The organism is Slackia piriformis YIT 12062 (genome assembly GCF_000296445.1).
Lineage (GTDB): Bacteria > Actinomycetota > Coriobacteriia > Coriobacteriales > Eggerthellaceae > Slackia > Slackia piriformis.
In genome coordinates this window covers 679,053-698,426 of record NZ_JH815198.1, presented here as the reverse complement: position 1 = coordinate 698,426, position 19,374 = coordinate 679,053, and the positions used below count along the sequence as shown (strand labels likewise).

The following is a 19,374-nucleotide window of genomic DNA, read 5'->3' as shown; positions in this document are numbered from 1 at the left end:
ACAAATCCTCCTATGAAATGAAAAGGCGCCCCGAAGACGCCTTAGAGTGTGTCGCCGTGCAATGATAGCAAAAAAGCACGTTCGTCTTCGGTTATATTCGCAGACTTCAGCAAATCGGGACGCAAGCGGGCCGTACGCTCAACGGCCTGAGCCCTTCTCCATGCGGCAATTTTCGCATGGTTGCCCGACAAAAGCACCTCGGGAACCTCCATTCCGCGATAGCTCGCGGGGCGCGTATACTGCGGGTATTCGAGCAATCCGTCGTAGAAGCTCTCGTCAATGGCGCTGCCTTCATCGCCCAAAACGCCGTCGAGCAGTCGGACCACAGCGTCGATGACCACCATGGAAGCAAGCTCGCCGGAAGTGAGCACATAATCGCCCAAAGAGATGCAACGGTCGGCAAGCGCATAGACGCGTTCGTCTATTCCTTCGTAATGACCACAGATGAACAGCAGACGTTCCTGAGAGGAAAGCTCGGTTGCCATTCCCTGGTCGAAAGGCTCGCCGCAGGGCGTGAGAAACACCGTGTAAGGCGCAGGACCCGATGCGGAAATATCGTCGTACGCCTCGAAGATGGGCTCGCACTTCATCACGAGCCCCTGTCCGCCGCCGTATGGGTCATCATCGGTGGTACGATGGCGATCATGCGTCCAATCACGCAAATCGTAGGCATGGAAATCAAGCGCGCCGCAAGCCTGGGCGCGCTTCATGATGGATTCTCCCATGACCGAATCGTACATACGGGGAAAGGTCGATAACGTCTCGATTTTCATAGAGCTACGCGTCTTCCTTTTCGCTCGATTCGTCCAAAACGCCGGGATCGACAAGTCCGTCCGGCAAATCCATATACAAGACCCTCTCCGCATCGTCGAATTCGACGATGAAGTCCTCCACGAAGGGAACGAGCACCTCCCCGCCCGGAGCTGTTACGACAAGCAGGTCCTGAGCAGGCATTTCACGCACGTCGGAAATGGTGCCGATATCGCCTAAGACCTCGTCAACAACCAAAAAACCGGAGAGATATTCCGCCGAAGAGCGCACGATGTCCTCGAAATCATCAGGAAGATCGGCGCGGGCGACCAGACAATGACTGCCCGTTAGAAGCTCAGCGGTATCACGCTTCGAGACGCCGCTGAATTGCACCGCGTATTCTTGCGAACCGAGATGCTGAACGCTACGCACGCTGGCCGTACGAGGACCATCGAGCGTAGGCGGTACGAAATGAACGGTAAGCCCCTCATGCAGAAGGAAAGGAAGGCCGCGCACGGAACGTGCGACAAGCCTTCCTTTAAGACCTTGTGTTGCGATGAGCTCGGCTACGTCAGCCCAACGACGCGTCATATTAGTCCTCGACAAGCTCGACTTCGACGGCTCCGCCGTCGGTGCATGCTGCAGCACGTGCAAGCACACGAATGGATTTAATGACGCGACCCTGACGGCCGATGACCTTGCCGGCATCATCGGCAGCGACGCGAATTTCAACACGCTCTGTTCCGTCTTCAGAGAAGGAGGAGGTCACTTCGACCGCTTCCTTATCCTCGACGAGCGGATCGACTATTTCACGCACCAGGGCGACGATGTCGGATGACGCCCGGTTCATTGCTACTGAGCCTTTTTAGCGGCTTCGATGAGACGCTTGACGGTATCGGTCGGCTGAGCGCCGTTTGCAATCCACTTCTCAACCTTCTCAAGGTCAAGGGTGATCTCAGAGGGATCGGTGTTGGGGTTGTAGCGGCCAACCTGCTCGATATAACGACCGTCACGAGGGCTATGGGCATCAGCCACGACCACGCGATAGATGGGCTTCTTCTTTGCGCCATGGCGGGCGAGACGAATCTTAACTGCCATTTCGGTAGACTCCTTCATGTATACAAACTGCCATAAAAACATGCAAGTGGACATAATATAACGTGCCACTTCGTTTTTCAAGCGTCCGTGCCCCGAAGACTCGAAACATGGACGCTTTGAATCAAATAGTGCCTAGTGACGGCGACGAGGCGTGCGGCCATCACCCGAATTCGCCTCGCGGTTGGCGCGGCCGGGACGACGATCGGAGCGCTCGCGACGACCCTCGCCACGCGGAGCGCGAGCAGGCGCAGGAGCGCTACCCTCGGGAGCCTCAGGCTTGTCGAGGCGGTCAAGAGAAATCTTGCCGGACTTCGGATCGATCTCGATGACCTCTACCTTGACGGTATCGCCCACGTTGAGCACGTCCTCGACTTGACCGACGCGACCGTTGGCCACGCGAGAGATATGCAGCAAGCCGTCCTTAGAAGGCGTGAGCTTGACGAAGGCGCCGAAGGTCTGGATGCCCACGACCTGGCCCTCGTAGATTTCACCGACTTCGGGCTCTTTGACGATAGCCTCGACAGCAGCCCTTGCAGCGCGACCGGCCTCCTGCTCGACAGCCGCGATATGCACCGTGCCGTCTTCCTGGATTTCGATGCTTGCACCCGTGGAATCCTGGATGCCGCGGATGGTTTCGCCACCTTTGCCGATGACCTCGCGAATCTTTTCGACCGGAATATGGATGGTCTCGATACGAGGAGCGGTGTCGCGCAGCTCGGCGCGGGGCTCAGCGATTTCGCCGAGCATGGCGGAGAGGATGTGGGCACGGCCTTCCTTGGCCTGCTGAAGAGCACGACCGAGAATCTCGGTGGAAAGACCCTTGGCCTTGTTGTCCATCTGAAGCGCCGTGATGCCGTTGGCGGTGCCGCACACTTTGAAGTCCATGTCGCCGAGGAAGTCCTCGAGGCCCTGGATGTCGGAGAGAATGACGACGTCGTCGCCCTCTTTGATCAAGCCCATGGCGATGCCTGAGACGGGAGCCTTGATGGGCACGCCGGCATCCATCAGAGCGAGCGTAGAACCGCAGGTGGAAGCCATGGAAGACGAGCCATTGGATTCGAGGATTTCAGAGACCACGCGAATGGCGTAGGGGAATTCGTCCTCGGAGGGCAGAATCGGCAGAATCGCTCGCTCGGCCAAAGCGCCGTGACCGATTTCACGACGTTTGGGAGCGCCCATGCGGCCCACTTCGCCCGTGCAATACGGCGGGAAGTTGTATTGGTGCATGTAGCGCTTGGACTCCTGCGGATCGATGGTGTCAAGACGCTGCGCCTCGTTGAGAAGGCCCAAGGTGCACACGGATAGCGCCTGGGTCTGACCGCGCTGGAACAGGCCGGAGCCGTGGACGCGGGGCAGATATCCCGGGCGGATATAGAGCGGTCGGATCTCATCGGCGCTGCGGCCGTCGGCACGCTCGCCCGTCTCGATGACCATGGCGCGCATGGCCTGCTTCTCGAGGGCTTTGCAGGCGGCTGCGATGTCGCTCTTCCACGCTTCGCGCTCCTCTTCGGAGAAGTCGTTCTCCTTGATGGACGCCTTGAGCTCTTCGACCTTGCCCATGCGGGAAAGCTTGTCGGCATCTTTAAGCGCCGCGCTCATCTCGTCGAAGTGGGCGTTAACGCGTTCGGCGATGCAGGGATCCGCCGCATGAACGGGATATTCCTTGGGCTCGGGGGCGACCATGGCCAAAAACTCCGCCTGCTTCTCGCAGAAAGCGGCGATGGCCTGCTGGCCGAATTCCATGGCGGCGAGCATATCTTCCTCAGTCACCTCTTCGGCGCCCGCCTCCACCATGGAGATGTAGTCTCGGGTGCCGGCAATGGTGAGCTCGAGATCGGAATTCTCCTGCTCGGCATAGGTGGGGTTGACGATGAATTCGCCGGTTTCTTTGTCGCGGGCGATGCGCACGCAGGCGGCCGGGCCGTCAAACGGCGTACCGCCGCACAGAAGCGCTGCAGAAGCGCCGCCGACGCAGATGCAGTCGGGCGGGTTCTGGCCGTCGCACGCAAGCGTGGTGGCGACGACGTGGACTTCCTGCTTGAAGCCATCGGCGAAACCAGGACGGATAGGACGGTCGATCATGCGAGCAGTCAGCGTGCCTTTGTCGGAAGGCTTCGCCTCGCGCTTCAGGTAGCCGCCGGGAATGCGGCCGACGGCGTACATCTTCTCGATGAAGTCCACCGTCAGAGGAAAGAAGTCATAGTCCTTCTGTTCCTTGGATACGACGGCGGTCACCAGGCAAGTAGTTTCGCCCTGGGTGACCAGCACAGCACCGGTGGCCTGCTTGGCAAGCTCGCCGGTTTCGAGGCGGTACTCCTTACCGTACAGCTCGAAGCTCGTCGAAATTTTTTCCATAGAGTATCGTTCTTTCTCTTCTTCTTCGGGCCTTGCGCTTTTCACAGGGCCTCTCGAGCAATGCGGGCCCCTGCCCGCATCGACCGAAATATGCAAAAGCCCGCGCGAGCGGGCTTAATGCTTGGCTAGATGTTGTCGCGGATACCGAGCTTCTTGATGAGAGCGCGGTACTCTTCGATGTCGCGATTCTTGATGTACTTCAACATGCCGCGGCGCTTACCGATGAGCATCATGAGACCACGACGGGTGTGGTTGTCCTTCTTGTGGGTCTTGAGATGCTCGGTGAGGTTGCGGATGCGCTCGGACAGGATAGCGACCTGAACCTCTGCGCTGCCGGAATCGCCCTCGCCCTTGCCGAACTCCTTGACGAGCTCTGCGGTGCGCTCTTTGCTGATGCTGAGCTTGGTAGCCATAGTGCTCCACCTTTCCTGCGGAATACCTCCGCTTTACACGGCTGTTGCGCGCCGTTTTGCGAATACGCCCAAAGCTGCGATGCCATGCAGGTGGTGCGTGACAGCGAAGCCGCGGGTAAAAATGCAACTTTTGCAGTATAGCAGAGCAAGAGACGAATGCAATGACGGCTCCGAACTTCGGCGGAAAAGTCGCAAACGAGAAGACGAACGAGGAAGGGACCCCGCGGGGTCCCTTCCTGCCTGATGACGCTTTTCCATACGCGCTTTTGCTTGGCGCGATTGTATTTCGCATCGCCATGCGCGCCGTGGCCACATGCGTAACCGTTGTAGCGCGGCTTTTTCGCCAGCGTGGCCTCTTCGGCCGACAGATGCCAGACGGCACCCGTTTTCGGCACGCGGTTCGCGCGCTTCGTCTTCTTCGACACTCGCCTCACCTCCTTCGGTTTTTCCTTCGAGCCTTCTTCGCGTGAGCAGCAGTCGATACCGCCGCTCATCAAGCGATGGTACCATGGAAACGGCGCTGTACAAACCGTGCGCAGATGCCGCTACGCCAACGAAGGAAAGCGAAACGAACCGATGATCCGCCCCATTATGAAAAACGAATTCTTCCTGCAGCAACCGAGCGAGACGGCAACGTCTGCTGACCTGCCGATCGCCTACGACCTGCTTGACACCTTGGCGGCCCACACGCATGAATGCGTAGGCATGGCGGCCAATATGATCGGGCAGCGCAAGCGAATCATCGTCTTTGTGGACGACGGCGCGGCGCGAGCCATGATCAATCCCGAGATTGCAGAGGCGAAGACCCCTTACGAAACCGACGAAGGTTGCCTTTCGCTCGTCGGCCGCCGCAGCGCAAAGCGGTTCCGCACCGTTCGCGTTCGTTACCTCGACCTCTCGTTCAAAGAGCACGTGGAGACGTTTTCGGGCTTCACCGCGCAAATCATCCAGCACGAAATAGATCACTGCAACGGCGTAGTGATTTAACCGAACGGATAGACCGCGCACGGCCCGAAGAAAAGCACGTCTTGTCCGCATAACAAATCAGGCTCCGAGCTTCACCTCGGAGCCTGATTTCGCTCGCTTCTTCCTGCTTGCAAACCCGAAGCTATTCTCGAGCCTCGAGCTCGTCGATGACCTCCTGCAGGTCTTGCGGCAGGCTGTCTTCAAACTCGAGACGCTCCCCCGTTATCGGATGCGTGAAAGACAGCCGGTACGAATGCAGAAACTGGCGGTCGAGCCCCAGATTGTCCTTCTTCTGCCATCCGTATACCGGGTCGCCCACGCAAGGATGCTTGATGTATTCCATATGCACGCGAATCTGATGCGTGCGCCCTGTATACAGCTTGCAGTCAATCAACGTATAGCCGTCGTCATTTTTGCCGGGCTCGAAACGGCGTTTGACCTCGAACGTCGTGATGGAGGGTCGCGCATTGTCGCGGTCGGAGACCTTCATGCGCAGACGGTCGCGATCGCCGCGGGCAATCGGAGCGTCCACCAGGCCGGTCTCAAGGGGAATCCACCCTTGAACGAGAGCCAGGTAATGACGGTCCACATCGCGCGTCCGAATGTCCTCCATGAGCGCAAGCCCGACTTCGTTGGTTTTGGCGCACAGCATAAGACCGCTTGTATCCTTGTCAAGACGATGCACGATGCCAAGACGGTCTTGCTCGCCCTGCACGTCGCAAAGATGCTCGCGACCGCAGTGCGCAATCAGAGCGTTGACGAGCGTGTCGCCGAAATGCCCATCGGACGGGTGGCATACGAGCCCTGCCTGCTTCGATATCACCATGAGGTATTCGTCCTCGTAGCGAATATCGAGAGGGATTTCCACCGCCTCAAGAACGGGGGCATGAGGGTCGTCGTAGGTTTCGTATTCGAGCACGTCTCCCGCAGCGACGGTCGCGCTCTTGCGCGCAATGCGCCCGTTGAGCGCAGCGCACCCATCCGCTATGCACTTGGCGGCGGCAGAACGCGTGGGATACAGGCCCTCGGCGGCCATGAAGGCATCGAGACGCATGCCTGCGTACTCCGCAGCAACCTCGACGTGCGCGACATCAGTCATGATGCGCCTCCTTCCCTTCATCACAAGACGGCGTTGTCTCCTTGCGAGACGGCGGCCTCGTTGCCAGCAGATAACCTATGACGAGCAAAACGAACCCGCAGGTCACGCCGATATCGGCGATATTGAACACCGGAAAATCCATGAACGTCAGATCGATGAAATCGACGACGAATCCGTTGACGAAACGGTCGATGGCGTTGCCTATGCCCCCCGCGGCGATAAGCGAGAGAGCGCAGGTCTCGAGCGCCGTTGCCCGATGGCCGAAAGCCCGTTCGTAGAAAAGAAAGACCAGCACGACCGCGATGCAGACGATAACGGAAACCACGCCGAGAGCAAACGTCGAATCGCCGAACATGCCCCAGGCGGCGCCGGTATTGTGCACGAGGCGAAAGCGGAACAGCCCGAACTCCGAAGCGGAAACCTGTCCGAGCGTATATGCGTTTTGGAAGTAGGCCTTGGTCAGCTGGTCGAAGACGAGCCAAAGGGCGGCGACGCCCGCAAAGACGCCGCCGCTTTTCGCCAAAGAAGAATGTCGGCTTTCTACCATGGGTGCTATTCGCCCATGCTCTCGAGAACTTCGCCGCAACGCGCGCACACGTCGGGATGCGCTGCATTGCCGCCGAGCTCGCGATAGTTCCAGCAACGCGGGCACTTGTCCGCCGAGGTCTTCTCCACGGTCACAACGATATCTTCGCCCTCTGCGCGCTCGACAGCAACGCTCGCCACGATGAAGAGCTCTTCGAGGTCAGCCGCATCGGCGGACGAAAGAACTTCGAAGGCGGCTTCAGGCGCGGCGATGGTGAGCGCAGCCTCCTGGCTCTTGTTGACCGTCTTGGCGGTACGCGCGTCCTCAAGCGCCTTGGTCACCGCATCGCGGGCAGCGAGCAGCGAATCGAAGCGATCCATGAACGCCTGGGCCTCTTCGCCCTCGGGAAGCGCGGGTGCAAAATCGGCGTCGGTCGGCCAGCCGGCGAGCTGAACGTTTACGGGGCGGCCTTCGCGGTTGCGCTCCGCCTCGGGGTAATGCTCCCAGACTTCATCGCAGGTGAACGAAAGAATCGGGCTCATGACGCGAACCATGACCTCGAGGATGTTCATGAGCACGGTCTGAGCGGCACGGCGAGACACGGAGTTCGGCGCCTCCGCATACAGACGGTCCTTGATGACGTCCATGTAAACGGCAGACAGGTCGGTGATGACGTAGTCGTACAGCGCGCGGAAGACGGAATGGAACTTGTATTCGTCATAGCCGCGCTCGACCTCGTGAAGCACCTCGCGCAGACGAAGCATGGCCCATACGTCGATGGGCTTGAGGTCGGCGAAATCGACGCAATCGCGCTCCCAGTCGAATCCGTCGAGATTGCCGAGCAGGAAGCGGAAGGTGTTGCGGAAACGACGGTAGGCATCAGAGGTGCGCTGTAGGATGGTATCGCCAATGGAGACATCGACAGAATAGTCCGTGGAAGCAACCCACAGACGCAGCACGTCGGCGCCGTATTTATCGGTGACCTCGCGCGGGTCGATGCCGTTGCCCTTGGACTTGGACATCTTCTCGCCGTTTTCGTCGACGGTGAAACCGCAGCACATGACGCTCTTGTACGGAGCAGTGCCGAATGCGCCCACGCCGCACATGAGCGAGCTCTGGAACCAACCGCGATGCTGGTCGGAGCCTTCGAGGTACATATCGGCAGGCCAACGCAGGCCGTCCGCCTCGGCGCGATGCTTCAAAACGCCGACGTGAGAAACGCCGGACTCCCACCAGACGTCGAGAATGTCCTTTTCGGGGAGCACGTCTTCGCAGCCGCACTTCGGGCAGCACGTGCCAGCGGGCAGATACTCCTTCGGGTCCTTCGTGAACCAGGCGTCGGCACCCTCCGTGTTGAAAAGGTCGATGACGGCATCGAAGGTGGATTCGTCGGCAACGGTTTCGCCGCAGCTCGCGCACTTGAACACGGGGATGGGCACGCCCCAGCTGCGCTGGCGGGAAATGCACCAGTCGGGACGGTCGGCCACCATGGCGCCGATGCGGTTCTGGCCCCACTCGGGAATCCACTGGACATGGTTGCGGATCTGATCGAGAGCCGCCTCGCGCAGGCCGGTCTTCTCCATGGAGACGAACCACTGGTCGGTGGCGCGGAAGATGACCGGCTGGTGGCAGCGCCAGCAATGCGGATAGCTGTGGTTGATGTCGACGTGCGCGACAAGCGTTCCCTGCTCTTTGAGCCACTCGATGATCTTCGGATTGGCCTCATCGGTGTCAAGGCCAGCGAACAAGGGCACGTAGTCGGTGAAGCGGCCATCGTCATCGACCGGCATGATGGTTTCGATGCCGAACTCCTGGCCCACCAGGTAGTCGTCTACGCCGTGGCCGGGAGCGGTATGAACCGCACCGGTGCCGGCATCGAGGGTGACGTGGTCGCCCCAGATGATGCGTCCGACGTTGTCCTGGATGACCGGGCACACGTACGTGACGCCGCCGAACTGGTCGCCGTTCATGAGAACAGGCTCGCCGTCGGCTTCGACCACGCGATAATTCTCCCAACCGGCAACTTCGGCAACCTGCTCCACCATTTCATGGGCAAACAGCATGAACTTGCCGTCGGCTTCGACGAAGCAGTATTTGATTTCTGGGCCGAAGGACACGGCCGTATTCGCAGGAAGCGTCCATGGCGTGGTGGTCCAGATCAAGACGTACGCGTTGTCCGCATCGACGCCCGCGGCGACGAACGGCTCGGGAACCTCGTTGAGCTTGAAGTTCACGTAGATAGACGGAGACATCTCGTCGGCATACTCGATCTCGGCCTCGGCCAAGGCGGTGTGGCAATGCTTGCACCAATGGATGGGCTTACGGCCGCGATAGACGGCGCCGTCAAGGTACATCTGCTTGAAGACTTCGACGTTGGCGGACTCAAAGCTCGGCTGGAACGTCAGATACGGATGCTCCCAATCGCCGTTGACGCCAAGGCGCTTGAACCCCTCGCGCTGAACATCGACGAAGCGCTCGGCCCATTCGCGACAGAGTTCGCGCACTTTGGACTGCGGAAGTTCTTTCATTTTCTCGGTGCCGAGCTTCTTTTCCACCTCGTGCTCGATAGGCTGGCCATGGCAGTCCCAGCCCGGGATGTAAGGGGTGAAATAACCGCGCTGGGCATGCGATTTGACAACGAAGTCCTTGAGGATCTTGTTGAAAGCATGGCCGATGTGAATCGGTCCGTTCGCATACGGAGGGCCGTCATGCAGGATGAACGGCTCGCCATCTTTGTTCTTCTCCAAAACACGGTGATAGATATCCTGCTCGACCCACTTCTCCAAGCGCTTCGGCTCGTTCTCGGGCAGATTCGCGCGCATGGCGAAATCCGTCTTGGGCAGGTTCATCGAGTGCTTGTAATCGTTTCCCATCGTGTACTCCGATCCTTTCATTCAAATCGCACAGGCACTACAGCGCGGCGTATTGCGCGCAATTTGTCTATTATAGGGAAAATTGTGACATTCCACGCCATGTATTCGATAAAGTTTCGTACGGCCCCATCCACAAAGTCTATACTCTTTCCTATCCTGGCCGATTGCATGCCGCAAGTCGAAACGCGACTTAATCCTCGTTGCGCCGCAGGTGATGAGGAGCAGTCCGTTAAGGCGCACTCGACGCAATGCCGGCCCCGAGACAACAGAAGGAGAACTCATGGCTTACCGCATTGTGACCGACTCCGCCAGCAATCTCGTCGAAGAGATGATTGACGAATTCGGTCTGGAAGTTTTGCCGCTGACATTCATGGTGGACGGAATGGAGCACCGCAGCTATCTCAAGGGGGCGAAAACCGACCTCAAGCAGTTCTACACCATGATGCGAGAGGGCAAGGTAATCACCACATCCCTTCCCAACATGCAAGAGACCGAGGATACGTTGCGCGCCATTCTCGAACAGGGAGACGACGTTCTCTATCTGGGCTTCTCGAGCGCTCTTTCCGGAACCTACCAGGCAACGGCCCTTCTTATGGAGCAGCTCTCCGGAGAATACCCAGAGCGCACCCTGCGAGCCGAAGAGACGTTCGCGGCATCGGGCGGCCAAGGCATGCTCGTCTACCTCGCCTGCAAGAAAGCGCAAGAAGGAGCAACGCTCGACGAAGTCGGCGATTTCGTCGTTCAGATGCGAGACCATTTGTGCCACTGGTTCACCGTCGACGACTTGATGTTTCTGTTCCGCGGCGGACGCGTGAGCCGCACGAGCGCCTGGGCGGGCACGATGCTCAACATCAAGCCGGTGCTTCACGTTGACAACAAGGGCGCTCTTATTCCGATGGGGAAAGTTCGCGGACGCAAGAAGTCCATCAAGGCTCTTGTCGATCACATGGAGAAAACCGCCATCGATCCGGCGTCTCAAACCGTCTTCATCACCCACGGCGACTGCATCGAGGATGTCGAACTGCTCAAGCTGGAAATAACCGAACGCCTCGGCGTCACCGATTTTGTCGTCAACTACGTAGACCCGGTCATCGGAGCGCATTCAGGCCCGGGGACCCTGGCGCTTTTCTTCGTCGGAACGGAAAAATAACGAATCGGCGGATGCAGATGCATCCGCCGACCCCAGAATAGTCTCTGCTTTTTACGCCACGCCGCTCGAGCCGAAGCCTCCTTTTCCTCGCTCGGTTTCATTGAGCGAGGAAACCACATTCCAAACCACCTGTTCAACTTTTTGGATGACGAGTTGGGCGATGCGATCGCCCGGCTTGACCTGGAAGACGTTGTTTGGGTCGAGATTGATCAGCGCGACTTTGAGTTCTCCCCGATAATGACTGTCAATGAGACCCGGGGTATTGAGCACGGTTACGCCTTGTTTGATGGCAAGGCCGCTACGCGGCTGAACGAAGCCGGCGTATCCTTCCGGAATGGCAATGGCGATTCCGGTCGAAACCAAGGTTCGTTCGAACGGCTTAATCTCGAGGCTCTCGATAGAGCGAAGATCCATGCCGGCATCGCCGGGGTACGCGTAAGACGGAATTTCAACCCCGTCAACAAGGGCAGTCAAAGGTATGGATAGGGAATCGGTCATGTTCTACTCCTTCGTTGTGTGATAAACGCATGCGTGTTCGCCTAGAAAACCACGCATGCGACGTGGAGGCAATATGAAAGGGCGGCTGCAGCCGCCCTTTCATCAGCTTTAAGCAAAAGACGCTTCACCGTAACGGCCGGCTAGTCCTCGAGTCCTCGCAGCGCCTCTTGAAATTCCTCGATGGTTTGGAAGTCTTTATATACACTGGCGAATCGGATATACGCAACATCATCGAGCCCTTTGAGGTGCTCGAGGACGATATCGCCGAGGTCTTTCGAATTTATCTCCATGCGACCCGAGTTGCGCAATTCCGCTTCAATCTGGTCGATAATTTCGGATTTTTTCTCATTGGGGATATTCGGACGCTTTGCGCAGGCGATGCTGATGCCACGATAGAGCTTCTCGCGGTCGAAAACCTGGCTCGTACCGTCGGACTTGATAACAATGACGGGATTGTCGCCCATACGTTCGTAGGTAGTGAAGCGACTGCCGCATTTCAGGCATTCACGGCGGCGGCGAATGGAATTGAATTCGTCGGAAGGGCGGGAGTCTACTACCTTCGATTCTGGATGGCCACAAGCCGGACAACGCATGAAATCCTCCTTCTGCCGTATGGCAGGCTAATCAATACGGCGCCTATCATACACGCTTGAAACGAAAACTCAGAGCAGGGTGTGAAATTCGCACCTTCAAACAAAAAAGAGACGGCTTTGCAGCCGTCTCCTCCAAGATTACAAAAAACGTAAACGTCGCATTTGCTCCTGTACGTTACGCTTGCGCCTTCTGGGACTTCTTCTGCTTCTTGCGCTTGTCCATGGAATCGATGCAGATGCAGCAAGCGGAATCGCCCGTGATGTTGAGAGCCGTGCGCATCATGTCGAGGATGCGATCGACGCCCGCAACAAGGGCGATGCCTTCGACGGGCAGATTGACCGAGGTAAGAACCATAGCAAGCATAATCATGCCGGAGCCGGGTACGCCCGCCGTGCCGATAGAAGCAAGGACCGTCGTCAGCACAATAACGAGCTGCTGCTGGATGGTCAGGTCGATGCCGAAAACCTGAGCGATGAACACGGCACAGACACCCTGGTAAATCGCGGTGCCATCCATATTGATCGTAGCGCCGAGAGGCAAGACGAAGCTTGTCATTTCCTTGCTAGCGCCCATCTTGCGCGTGCAGTCCATATTCATAGGAAGCGTGCCGACGGAGCTTGCCGAAGAGAAGGCGAACAAGAACGCAGGTGCAATGCCGCGGAAAAACGCGATAGGGCTCATCTTTCCAAGAGCTCGAACCATTCCGGAGTAGACCACAACAAGGTGAGCAGCCATAGCCAGGTAGGCAACAAGGATAAGCCACAGCAGAGGAAGCAAGACGTCAGGACCGTTCGATGCAATAACCGGCGCGATGAGACCGAAAACGCCGAAAGGAGCAAAGCAAATGATGCCGTGTATGACCTTGAGGCAAACCTCGTTCATGCCCTCGACGAAGTGAACGACGGGCTCCGCCTTCTTGCCGGCTGCGATAATGCCGAAGCCAAAGACCAGCGCGATAACAATGATTTGGAGCATGGTCGCGTCAGCCATCGGCTGGAAGAAGTTCGACGGGAAGATATTGACGAGAGTATCGATGAACGAAGGGGACTCCTTCGCCTCATAGGTGAGCTCGGATGCGGGAAGCGTATAACCTCCGCCAACATGCAAGACGTTAGCGAACAGCAAGCCGATAACGACAGCGAACGCCGTGGTAATCATATAGAAGGCAACGGTCTTTCCGCCGATGGCGCCGACTTTCTTAATGTCCTGCAGCGAGATGATGCCCGTCATGATCGAGAAGACGACCAAGGGAACGACGATCATTTTAATGAGATTCAGAAAGACCGTTCCGATGGGCTTGATATAGGTATCGGCAAAATCAGGGTTCGACTGCAACCCCAAGCCGCACAGCACGCCGAGAACAAGCGCTATAAAAATCCAGGTAGTAAGCGAGAGACGCTTGTACCAGGGCTTCGTGGCGGCGGCTCGCTCCCGCTGCCCTTCTTCGTGATGCAAAGTTGTATCGGACATGATGGCAATCCCCTCTCATAGTTTTTAACGGGCAAATGGTACCTGTGGGCAACGTAGAACACGCACGAAAAGCCATCAGCGAACGAAAATAAGCAGCGAAAGGAGTTTACCCATCGCGCGATTGCCGAGCGTTAAACCGAAACCAGAGCAAAGCGCGAAAGCAGAAGAGAACCCGAACTAAACCAAGAGAACAAAAAGAGAAAAGGCGAAAAGAGCGAAGGAAAACCCCCATGACACACGTGGTGAGATGCGATATGCAGCGCTCCCTGCGGCGTTTCCCTGTTCGAACTCCTCATACACCTGAGAAACCCCGAGCGCGAGATATGCCGACTTGAGGTCTTGCGTGAAAGAAGACGACTCCCCTTCGCCCCGAAAGCGACGACAATTGGCCTCGGAAACCTGGGGACGCAACTGCGCATGTTTGTCGCGGGCGGCTGCAGACGAGGTTCGGTCTGCGCATTTGCCGAAATCAACACGCATAACGTTAGGATTTGACGGAGACTGGCGAGGTATTTCCAAAGCGGAAGTTCCCTGTACATACGTATATGCATTTCGATTGCTCACCGTATCCTCCAAACTCTTGCAACGAACCTTTGTTCGGATATATAATAAATCGCACAAAAGTTCGTGTCAACGTTTTTTCAAACGTTTGTTCGATATTTAAGGAGCCGTCATGACCGCCGCAGAAGCGAAGAACGCGAAGAAAATCACGAAGAAGCAGAAGGCCGTGCTTGATTTCATCGCGCAGACCATCGAAGAGACAGGCATCGCTCCCACCGTGCGCGACATATGCGTAGGGCTTGGTCTTTCTTCCCCCTCCACGGTGCATGTACACCTGAAAACACTCGAGGAAAAGGGGTACATCCACCGCGACCCCCTTAAATCACGCTGCATAACCGTCGTCGGCCAAGAGCGCAATGCATCCCCCGCCCCGGCCAATACGACAAGCGAGCCGCCCGTCGGCGTCGGGGAGTTTTCCAATATCGTCTCATTGCCTGTGGTAGGAAACGTCGCCGCAGGCCTTCCTATACTCGCCGAACAAAACGTCACCGAGACAATCCCCCTTCCGACAGAAATCGTCGGAGACTCCAGCTCGTTCCTTTTGAAAGTACGCGGAGACTCCATGGTGGAAATCGGCATTAACGACGGCGATTACGTCGTCGTCAAAGAACAGCCCACCGCTACAAACGGAGATATCGTAGTCGCCGTCATCGATGACGGCGCCACGGTCAAGCGCTTCTTCAAGGAACGCGACCATATTCGCCTTCAGCCCGAAAACTCCAGCATGGAACCTATTATCGTGCGGGAAGACGTCATTATTGCAGGCAAAGTCGTCGCGGTGTTTAGAAGGCTCTAGCGACTCGCGCCCGAAACAGGACGGGAGCCCCATTACGGGGCTCCCGTCTTAACCGCGCTCCATCTTGAACGGCGGACGCTTCGGCAAAGAAGCAACCTGGTCTTAGTCCGAAAGCGCATACCCTTCGAATAGGGCCGTAAGGTCGCTCGGCACGCGCACCGTAAGCGCCGTGCCCCTTTCGTCGTACGACTCGGCGAGGACCGAACACCGCTCGTGGGCGATGGAGACAACATCGCCTCGCGAATACGGCACGAGCACTTCCATAACCTTCTCGCTTGCGGAAGCGGCACGGGCAATGGCCTCTATCAGGGAATCAGCTCCCTCTCCCGTTTCTGCAGAAACAAGCACCGCTGAAGGAAAGCGCGCGGAAAGCGCCGCACGAACCGAAGGCTCAACGAGATCGATTTTATTGAAAACGAGTATGCGGGAAATACCTTGCGCGCCGATCTGTTCGAGCGTGCCTTCCACGGCGCGCATCTGGGCATCTCGCTCGTCGGAAGACGCATCGACCACATGAAGAATCAAGTCAGCACCTCGAATCTCATCAAGCGTGCTTTTGAAAGCTTCCACGAGCGTTGTCGGTAGCTTCTGAATGAACCCAACCGTGTCCGTAAGCGTAACCTCCCTGCCTTCGGGAAGAACGAGCTTGCGAGTGGTGGAATCGAGCGTCGCGAACAGCTTGTCGTAGCTGAGGACGTCGGAGCCCGAAAGCCGGTTGAGCAGACTCGATTTGCCGGCGTTGGTATAGCCCGCTTCGGCGACTTTGAAAACGCCCGATGCGTACCGAGCGCTGCGCTGCGTTTGGCGCATGCGAGACACCTGTTCGAGCTCGCGACGAATGGACGTTATGCGCTTGCGCACCATGCGGCGGTCGACCTCGAGCTGGCTTTCGCCCTCGCCGAATCGAGACCCTACGCCGCCGCCCATGCGATTGCTCGCAAGGTGCGCCCACATGCCACGAAGACGGGGAAGAAGATATTGATTCTGCGCAAGGCGAACTTGTAGCCTGCCCTCTTTCGTGGTGGCATGAAGCGCGAAGATATCGAGAATGAGCGCCGTACGGTCAATTACCTTGACATCGCGCGGCATGGCTTTTTCGAGGTTGCTCTGCTGCGACGGGGTCAGCTCTTCATCGAAGATGACGACATCCGCTGCGAAAGAGCGGCATAAATCGGCAATTTCTTCCGCCTTGCCCGACCCGACGAACGTTCGGGGGTTCGGAGCGTCAAGACGCTGCGAGACGGTTGCGACGACAACCGCGCCTGCCGTATCGGTCAGGCGCGCAAGCTCGGCAAGCGACGACTCGAGAAGCGATTCGAGAGCGTCTTTGTAATCAATGCCGACAAGAACAGCCCGTTCAGCGTCGCCCGTAAAACTTTCTTGAGACATATCAGCAAACGACACAGGTCCTCCTCCGGTCATCAATGAAATATCGCCTTCGCCATGATGGGGCGATTGCTCCAAAGCCCCGAAACGACACGAAAAACCCCTCGTCAGCCCTCGTGCGAGTCCAGAAGCGCCATCGCCTCATCAGCGATTCGAGAAACATCGGCATCGTCGGCATCGATCCATGCAATGCGACCATCCTTGCGCCACCAAGTTCGCTGGCGCTTCGCGTAGCGGCGCGTGGCAAGCTTTATCTCGTCGATCGCCGCATCAAGCGTGCATTCCCCTCGCAGTGCAGCAACGATTTCTTTGTACCCTATGGCCTCGCGCGCGGTGAGCGCGGATTCGAAACCCTGCGATAGCAAGAATTCGACCTCCTCGACAAGCCCACGTTCGACCATTGCATCGACGCGCGCGTCGATGCGGCGTTTCAAAATATCGGGATCAACCGCTAATCCGACAAAAACCGCGGGCACGAATTGAGCCATATGAGAGAACCCCTCATGCTGGCGGGCGTATGTCGTGCCTTCGAGCTCAATCATCTCAAAGGCACGTATGACGCGACGTGTGTTGTTAGGATGGATAAGGCCCGCACTCTCGGCGTCGATCTTGGCGAGCTCTTCCCAGAGAGCCTGCGCTCCATGCTCTTCGAGGAAACGCTGATACGCCGTTCGAACCGGGTTTTCGACCTGCTCGCCATAAGGAAAGTTGTAATCGTCAATTGTGGCTCGAACATACAGCCCCGTGCCGCCCGCCAGAACGCTGGTCTTCCCTGCGCGATCGGCCCTCTCGAACAGCTCACGCGCATATCGCTGAAACAAAGCGGCGGAATACGCCTCGCCCGGATCGCAGATGTCAATGCCGTAATGCACGACCTTGCGATCGGCAGGAAGAATCTTCCCCGTTCCTATGTCCATGCCGCGATAAATCTGCATGGAGTCGGCCGAGATGACCGAGGCGCCGAGGCGTAGGGCCATCTCCTGCGCAACGTCCGTTTTCCCCGAAGCCGTCGGGCCGACGACGCAGACGACGGGTCGCTCGATCGGGAGGGCGTATTCGGGATTAGTCACGCAGCATCGCCCCGGAAAGATACCATGCCTTTGCCTCATCGATACGAACAGGAACAACAGTTCCTACGATATCGTCGATACGCACCCCTTCGGGAAGCGGCGCATGCACGGTGATATTGTGCGGGCTATGACCGGCCAAAACGCGCTCATCGCGTTTCGAAGCACCCTCCACAAGCACGTCGACGGTTCTTCCCACGAACCTCTGATTCTGAGCGAAAGCGTTCTCCTGAACAAGGTCGACCAGGGAGTCGAACCTGCGCTGTATAACCTCGTGCGGCGTATCGTCTTGCATAGAAGCGGCCGGCGTACCCTCACGTCGCGAGTAGATAAACGTGAAGACTTGCGAATACCCTACGCGTTCGACCAGATCATAGGTCGCCTGGAAATCCTCTTCGGTTTCCCCGGGAAAGCCCACGATGATGTCGGTCGAAAACGAGATGTCGGGATTGACCTTGCGAACCTCTTCGATAAGTCCGAGATAGTGCTCGGCGGTGTAGCGACGGTTCATGGCCTTGAGTATCGCATCGCTTCCCGACTGAACCGGCAGATGAAGCGACGGCATGAGGTTGCCAAGAGAGCCGTAGAGCTCTATGACCTCGCGCGTCAGGTCCTTCGGATGCGACGTTGCGAAGCGAAGACGCTCCACGCCCGTTTCCGCCACGCCACGCAGAACGTCCGCGAAGCGAGGCTCGCCGTACAGGTCGCGACCGTACGAATTGACGTTCTGACCAAGAAGAGTGATTTCCTTCACGCCATCCGCGACAAGGCCGCGCGCCTCTTCGACCACGTCTTCGAGCGTACGAGAACGCTCGCGTCCGCGCACATATGGCACGATGCAGTATGTGCAGAAATTATTGCAGCCCACCGTGACCGGCAACCAAGCCGACCAAGGATGCACGCGCTTCGATGGAAGCTCGGTGGAAAATGACGTGGAAGAATCCAGCACCTCGACCTGGTGGCCCCCTTGGATGATGGCCGCTTCGATCAAAGATACGAGATGCTCGATATTCTGAGTTCCGAACACGACATCGACATGAGGAAGCGCCTCAGGGAGCTTTTCGGCATCGCGTTGCCCGATGCACCCGCCGATGCATACGATGCGCTTCGAAAGCTCGCTTCCCTGCGGAAGGGGAATGTTTTTAATGGATGCGACCTGGCCCATGAGGCGAACATCCGCCGCCTCACGAATGCAGCAAGTTACGAAGATGGCGATTTCTGCCTGCTCCACCGAAGAGACCTGCACCGCCCCGTGCGATTCGAGCATGCCGGCGATGCGCTCAGAATCATGCTCGTTCATTTGGCAGCCGTACGTATACAGGCAAAATGTCTTTTGGGAAAGCATGGACATAAGAGCTCCTTTTCAAGAGGCGCGCAGCCCCTCTATAAACGAGCATCGCCGGCGCAGAAACAAGAACGCGTCAGGAACGAGGCTCGACGCTGAAGCGAATGGCCGTGCGATACTCTCCGTCAATGACAATGTTGGCAAAAGAAGGCACGCAAACGATTTCGATGCCAACGGGAGAAAGAAAGCCGCGGGAAATGGCTATGGCCTTCACCGCCTGATTGACCGCGCCCGCACCGACCGACTGGATTTCGACGCACGAGCCGTCTTTTATCATGCCCGCAATCGCCCCGGCGACCGAAGCGGCGGATGATTTCGATGAAACTTTCAAACAGCCTATCTGAGGCTTCTCGTTTTCCAGAGGCATGTTAGTCCTTCGATACGATGTTTAAGGTGTGTTTGATGAGCCTATTGGCATGCCTTGCGA

Annotated in this window: 19 protein-coding genes; 3 read left to right on the top strand and 16 right to left on the bottom strand. The window is 57.6% G+C overall.

All coding sequences use genetic code 11. The features are described 5' to 3' along the window. Positions 1 to 41: 41 nt before the first annotated feature. From trmD to rpsO, 6 genes are all read right to left on the bottom strand, one after another. Positions 42 to 773 carry a tRNA (guanosine(37)-N1)-methyltransferase TrmD gene (gene trmD, locus HMPREF9451_RS03090; protein WP_009138843.1) on the bottom strand — a complete coding sequence of 244 codons (732 nt, stop codon included), beginning with the start codon at positions 771 to 773 and terminating at the stop codon, positions 42 to 44. Positions 774 to 777: 4 nt separating this feature from the next. After that, on the bottom strand, positions 778 to 1,341 hold the full coding sequence (locus HMPREF9451_RS03085; RefSeq protein WP_009138842.1) for a ribosome maturation factor RimM: 564 nt from the start codon (positions 1,339 to 1,341) through the stop codon (positions 778 to 780). Between the two features lies 1 nt (position 1,342). Then, on the bottom strand, positions 1,343 to 1,600 hold the full coding sequence (locus tag HMPREF9451_RS03080; protein ID WP_009138841.1) for a KH domain-containing protein: 258 nt from the start codon (positions 1,598 to 1,600) through the stop codon (positions 1,343 to 1,345). Between the two features lie 2 nt (positions 1,601 to 1,602). Beyond that, positions 1,603 to 1,848 carry a 30S ribosomal protein S16 gene (gene rpsP, locus HMPREF9451_RS03075; RefSeq protein ID WP_009138840.1) on the bottom strand — a complete coding sequence of 82 codons (246 nt, stop codon included), beginning with the start codon at positions 1,846 to 1,848 and terminating at the stop codon, positions 1,603 to 1,605. 132 nt (positions 1,849 to 1,980) lie between these two features. Beyond that, the gene (locus HMPREF9451_RS03070) at positions 1,981 to 4,203 is read right to left on the bottom strand and encodes a polyribonucleotide nucleotidyltransferase (RefSeq protein ID WP_040626396.1); all 2,223 of its coding nucleotides are present in this window, start codon (positions 4,201 to 4,203) and stop codon (positions 1,981 to 1,983) included. Positions 4,204 to 4,328: 125 nt separating this feature from the next. Further along, the gene (rpsO, locus tag HMPREF9451_RS03065) at positions 4,329 to 4,616 is read right to left on the bottom strand and encodes a 30S ribosomal protein S15 (protein ID WP_009138838.1); all 288 of its coding nucleotides are present in this window, start codon (positions 4,614 to 4,616) and stop codon (positions 4,329 to 4,331) included. Positions 4,617 to 5,192: 576 nt separating this feature from the next. On the opposite strand from rpsO, the gene HMPREF9451_RS03055 reads away from it, so the two are divergent. After that, positions 5,193 to 5,603: a peptide deformylase gene (locus HMPREF9451_RS03055; RefSeq protein ID WP_040625991.1), complete on the top strand. Its 411-nt coding sequence runs from the start codon at positions 5,193 to 5,195 to the stop codon at positions 5,601 to 5,603. Between the two features lie 121 nt (positions 5,604 to 5,724). Here HMPREF9451_RS03055 and HMPREF9451_RS03050 read toward each other — a convergent pair whose 3' ends face one another. Genes HMPREF9451_RS03050 through ileS form a run of 3 tightly spaced genes read right to left on the bottom strand, consistent with a single transcriptional unit; the run spans position 5,725 to position 10,080 of the window. After that, a complete protein-coding gene (locus tag HMPREF9451_RS03050) occupies positions 5,725 to 6,681 on the bottom strand; it encodes an RluA family pseudouridine synthase (protein WP_009138836.1) in 957 nt (318 codons plus the stop codon). Beyond that, positions 6,674 to 7,228 (bottom strand): signal peptidase II, encoded by a 555-nt coding sequence (lspA, locus tag HMPREF9451_RS03045; RefSeq protein ID WP_009138835.1) that lies wholly within the window; start codon positions 7,226 to 7,228, stop codon positions 6,674 to 6,676. The genes HMPREF9451_RS03050 and lspA overlap by 8 nt, the downstream gene beginning before the upstream one ends. 5 nt (positions 7,229 to 7,233) lie before the next feature. Beyond that, positions 7,234 to 10,080 carry an isoleucine--tRNA ligase gene (ileS, locus tag HMPREF9451_RS03040; RefSeq protein ID WP_009138834.1) on the bottom strand — a complete coding sequence of 949 codons (2,847 nt, stop codon included), beginning with the start codon at positions 10,078 to 10,080 and terminating at the stop codon, positions 7,234 to 7,236. Between the two features lie 280 nt (positions 10,081 to 10,360). On the opposite strand from ileS, the gene HMPREF9451_RS03035 reads away from it, so the two are divergent. Next, positions 10,361 to 11,230, top strand: coding sequence for a DegV family protein (locus HMPREF9451_RS03035; RefSeq protein ID WP_009138833.1), 870 nt, complete (start codon positions 10,361 to 10,363; stop codon positions 11,228 to 11,230). A gap of 51 nt (positions 11,231 to 11,281) precedes the next feature. Here HMPREF9451_RS03035 and dut read toward each other — a convergent pair whose 3' ends face one another. The 3 genes from dut to HMPREF9451_RS03020 form a co-directional block, all read right to left on the bottom strand. Further along, positions 11,282 to 11,728, bottom strand: coding sequence for a dUTP diphosphatase (dut, locus tag HMPREF9451_RS03030; protein ID WP_009138832.1), 447 nt, complete (start codon positions 11,726 to 11,728; stop codon positions 11,282 to 11,284). A 140-nt stretch (positions 11,729 to 11,868) separates the two neighbouring features. After that, entirely contained in the window at positions 11,869 to 12,321 is a 453-nt protein-coding gene (nrdR, locus tag HMPREF9451_RS03025) for a transcriptional regulator NrdR (RefSeq protein ID WP_009138831.1), read from the bottom strand. Positions 12,322 to 12,496: 175 nt separating this feature from the next. Continuing rightward, on the bottom strand, positions 12,497 to 13,792 hold the full coding sequence (locus tag HMPREF9451_RS03020) for a dicarboxylate/amino acid:cation symporter (RefSeq protein ID WP_009138830.1): 1,296 nt from the start codon (positions 13,790 to 13,792) through the stop codon (positions 12,497 to 12,499). Between the two features lie 673 nt (positions 13,793 to 14,465). On the opposite strand from HMPREF9451_RS03020, the gene lexA reads away from it, so the two are divergent. After that, positions 14,466 to 15,149 (top strand): transcriptional repressor LexA, encoded by a 684-nt coding sequence (gene lexA, locus HMPREF9451_RS03010; RefSeq protein WP_009138828.1) that lies wholly within the window; start codon positions 14,466 to 14,468, stop codon positions 15,147 to 15,149. Between the two features lie 102 nt (positions 15,150 to 15,251). Here lexA and hflX read toward each other — a convergent pair whose 3' ends face one another. From hflX to HMPREF9451_RS02990, 4 genes are all read right to left on the bottom strand, one after another. After that, entirely contained in the window at positions 15,252 to 16,553 is a 1,302-nt protein-coding gene (hflX, locus tag HMPREF9451_RS03005; RefSeq protein ID WP_009138827.1) for a GTPase HflX, read from the bottom strand. 89 nt (positions 16,554 to 16,642) lie between these two features. Then, entirely contained in the window at positions 16,643 to 17,605 is a 963-nt protein-coding gene (gene miaA / locus HMPREF9451_RS03000) for a tRNA (adenosine(37)-N6)-dimethylallyltransferase MiaA (RefSeq protein WP_009138826.1), read from the bottom strand. Continuing rightward, positions 17,598 to 18,953: a tRNA (N6-isopentenyl adenosine(37)-C2)-methylthiotransferase MiaB gene (miaB, locus tag HMPREF9451_RS02995; protein WP_009138825.1), complete on the bottom strand. Its 1,356-nt coding sequence runs from the start codon at positions 18,951 to 18,953 to the stop codon at positions 17,598 to 17,600. Before miaB ends, miaA begins: the two co-directional genes overlap by 8 nt. A gap of 70 nt (positions 18,954 to 19,023) precedes the next feature. After that, the gene (locus HMPREF9451_RS02990) at positions 19,024 to 19,314 is read right to left on the bottom strand and encodes a stage V sporulation protein S (RefSeq protein ID WP_009138824.1); all 291 of its coding nucleotides are present in this window, start codon (positions 19,312 to 19,314) and stop codon (positions 19,024 to 19,026) included. Positions 19,315 to 19,374: the final 60 nt, after the last annotated feature.

Excerpts from the sequence above, each read along its gene's own strand:
- lexA (WP_009138828.1), top strand. The coding sequence starts at position 14,466 with ATGACCGCCGCAGAAGCGAAGAACGCGAAGAAAATCACGAAGAAGCAG.
- lspA (WP_009138835.1), bottom strand. The coding sequence starts at position 7,228 with ATGGTAGAAAGCCGACATTCTTCTTTGGCGAAAAGCGGCGGCGTCTTT.
- HMPREF9451_RS02990 (WP_009138824.1), bottom strand. The coding sequence starts at position 19,314 with ATGCCTCTGGAAAACGAGAAGCCTCAGATAGGCTGTTTGAAAGTTTCA.
- HMPREF9451_RS03085 (WP_009138842.1), bottom strand. The coding sequence starts at position 1,341 with ATGACGCGTCGTTGGGCTGACGTAGCCGAGCTCATCGCAACACAAGGT.
- ileS (WP_009138834.1), bottom strand. The coding sequence starts at position 10,080 with ATGGGAAACGATTACAAGCACTCGATGAACCTGCCCAAGACGGATTTC.
- HMPREF9451_RS03035 (WP_009138833.1), top strand. The coding sequence starts at position 10,361 with ATGGCTTACCGCATTGTGACCGACTCCGCCAGCAATCTCGTCGAAGAG.
- HMPREF9451_RS03070 (WP_040626396.1), bottom strand. The coding sequence starts at position 4,203 with ATGGAAAAAATTTCGACGAGCTTCGAGCTGTACGGTAAGGAGTACCGC.
- rpsP (WP_009138840.1), bottom strand. The coding sequence starts at position 1,848 with ATGGCAGTTAAGATTCGTCTCGCCCGCCATGGCGCAAAGAAGAAGCCC.
- HMPREF9451_RS03050 (WP_009138836.1), bottom strand. The coding sequence starts at position 6,681 with ATGACTGATGTCGCGCACGTCGAGGTTGCTGCGGAGTACGCAGGCATG.
- nrdR (WP_009138831.1), bottom strand. The coding sequence starts at position 12,321 with ATGCGTTGTCCGGCTTGTGGCCATCCAGAATCGAAGGTAGTAGACTCC.
- HMPREF9451_RS03080 (WP_009138841.1), bottom strand. The coding sequence starts at position 1,600 with ATGAACCGGGCGTCATCCGACATCGTCGCCCTGGTGCGTGAAATAGTC.
- miaB (WP_009138825.1), bottom strand. The coding sequence starts at position 18,953 with ATGTCCATGCTTTCCCAAAAGACATTTTGCCTGTATACGTACGGCTGC.
- rpsO (WP_009138838.1), bottom strand. The coding sequence starts at position 4,616 with ATGGCTACCAAGCTCAGCATCAGCAAAGAGCGCACCGCAGAGCTCGTC.
- HMPREF9451_RS03055 (WP_040625991.1), top strand. The coding sequence starts at position 5,193 with ATGATCCGCCCCATTATGAAAAACGAATTCTTCCTGCAGCAACCGAGC.
- dut (WP_009138832.1), bottom strand. The coding sequence starts at position 11,728 with ATGACCGATTCCCTATCCATACCTTTGACTGCCCTTGTTGACGGGGTT.
- trmD (WP_009138843.1), bottom strand. The coding sequence starts at position 773 with ATGAAAATCGAGACGTTATCGACCTTTCCCCGTATGTACGATTCGGTC.
- HMPREF9451_RS03020 (WP_009138830.1), bottom strand. The coding sequence starts at position 13,792 with ATGTCCGATACAACTTTGCATCACGAAGAAGGGCAGCGGGAGCGAGCC.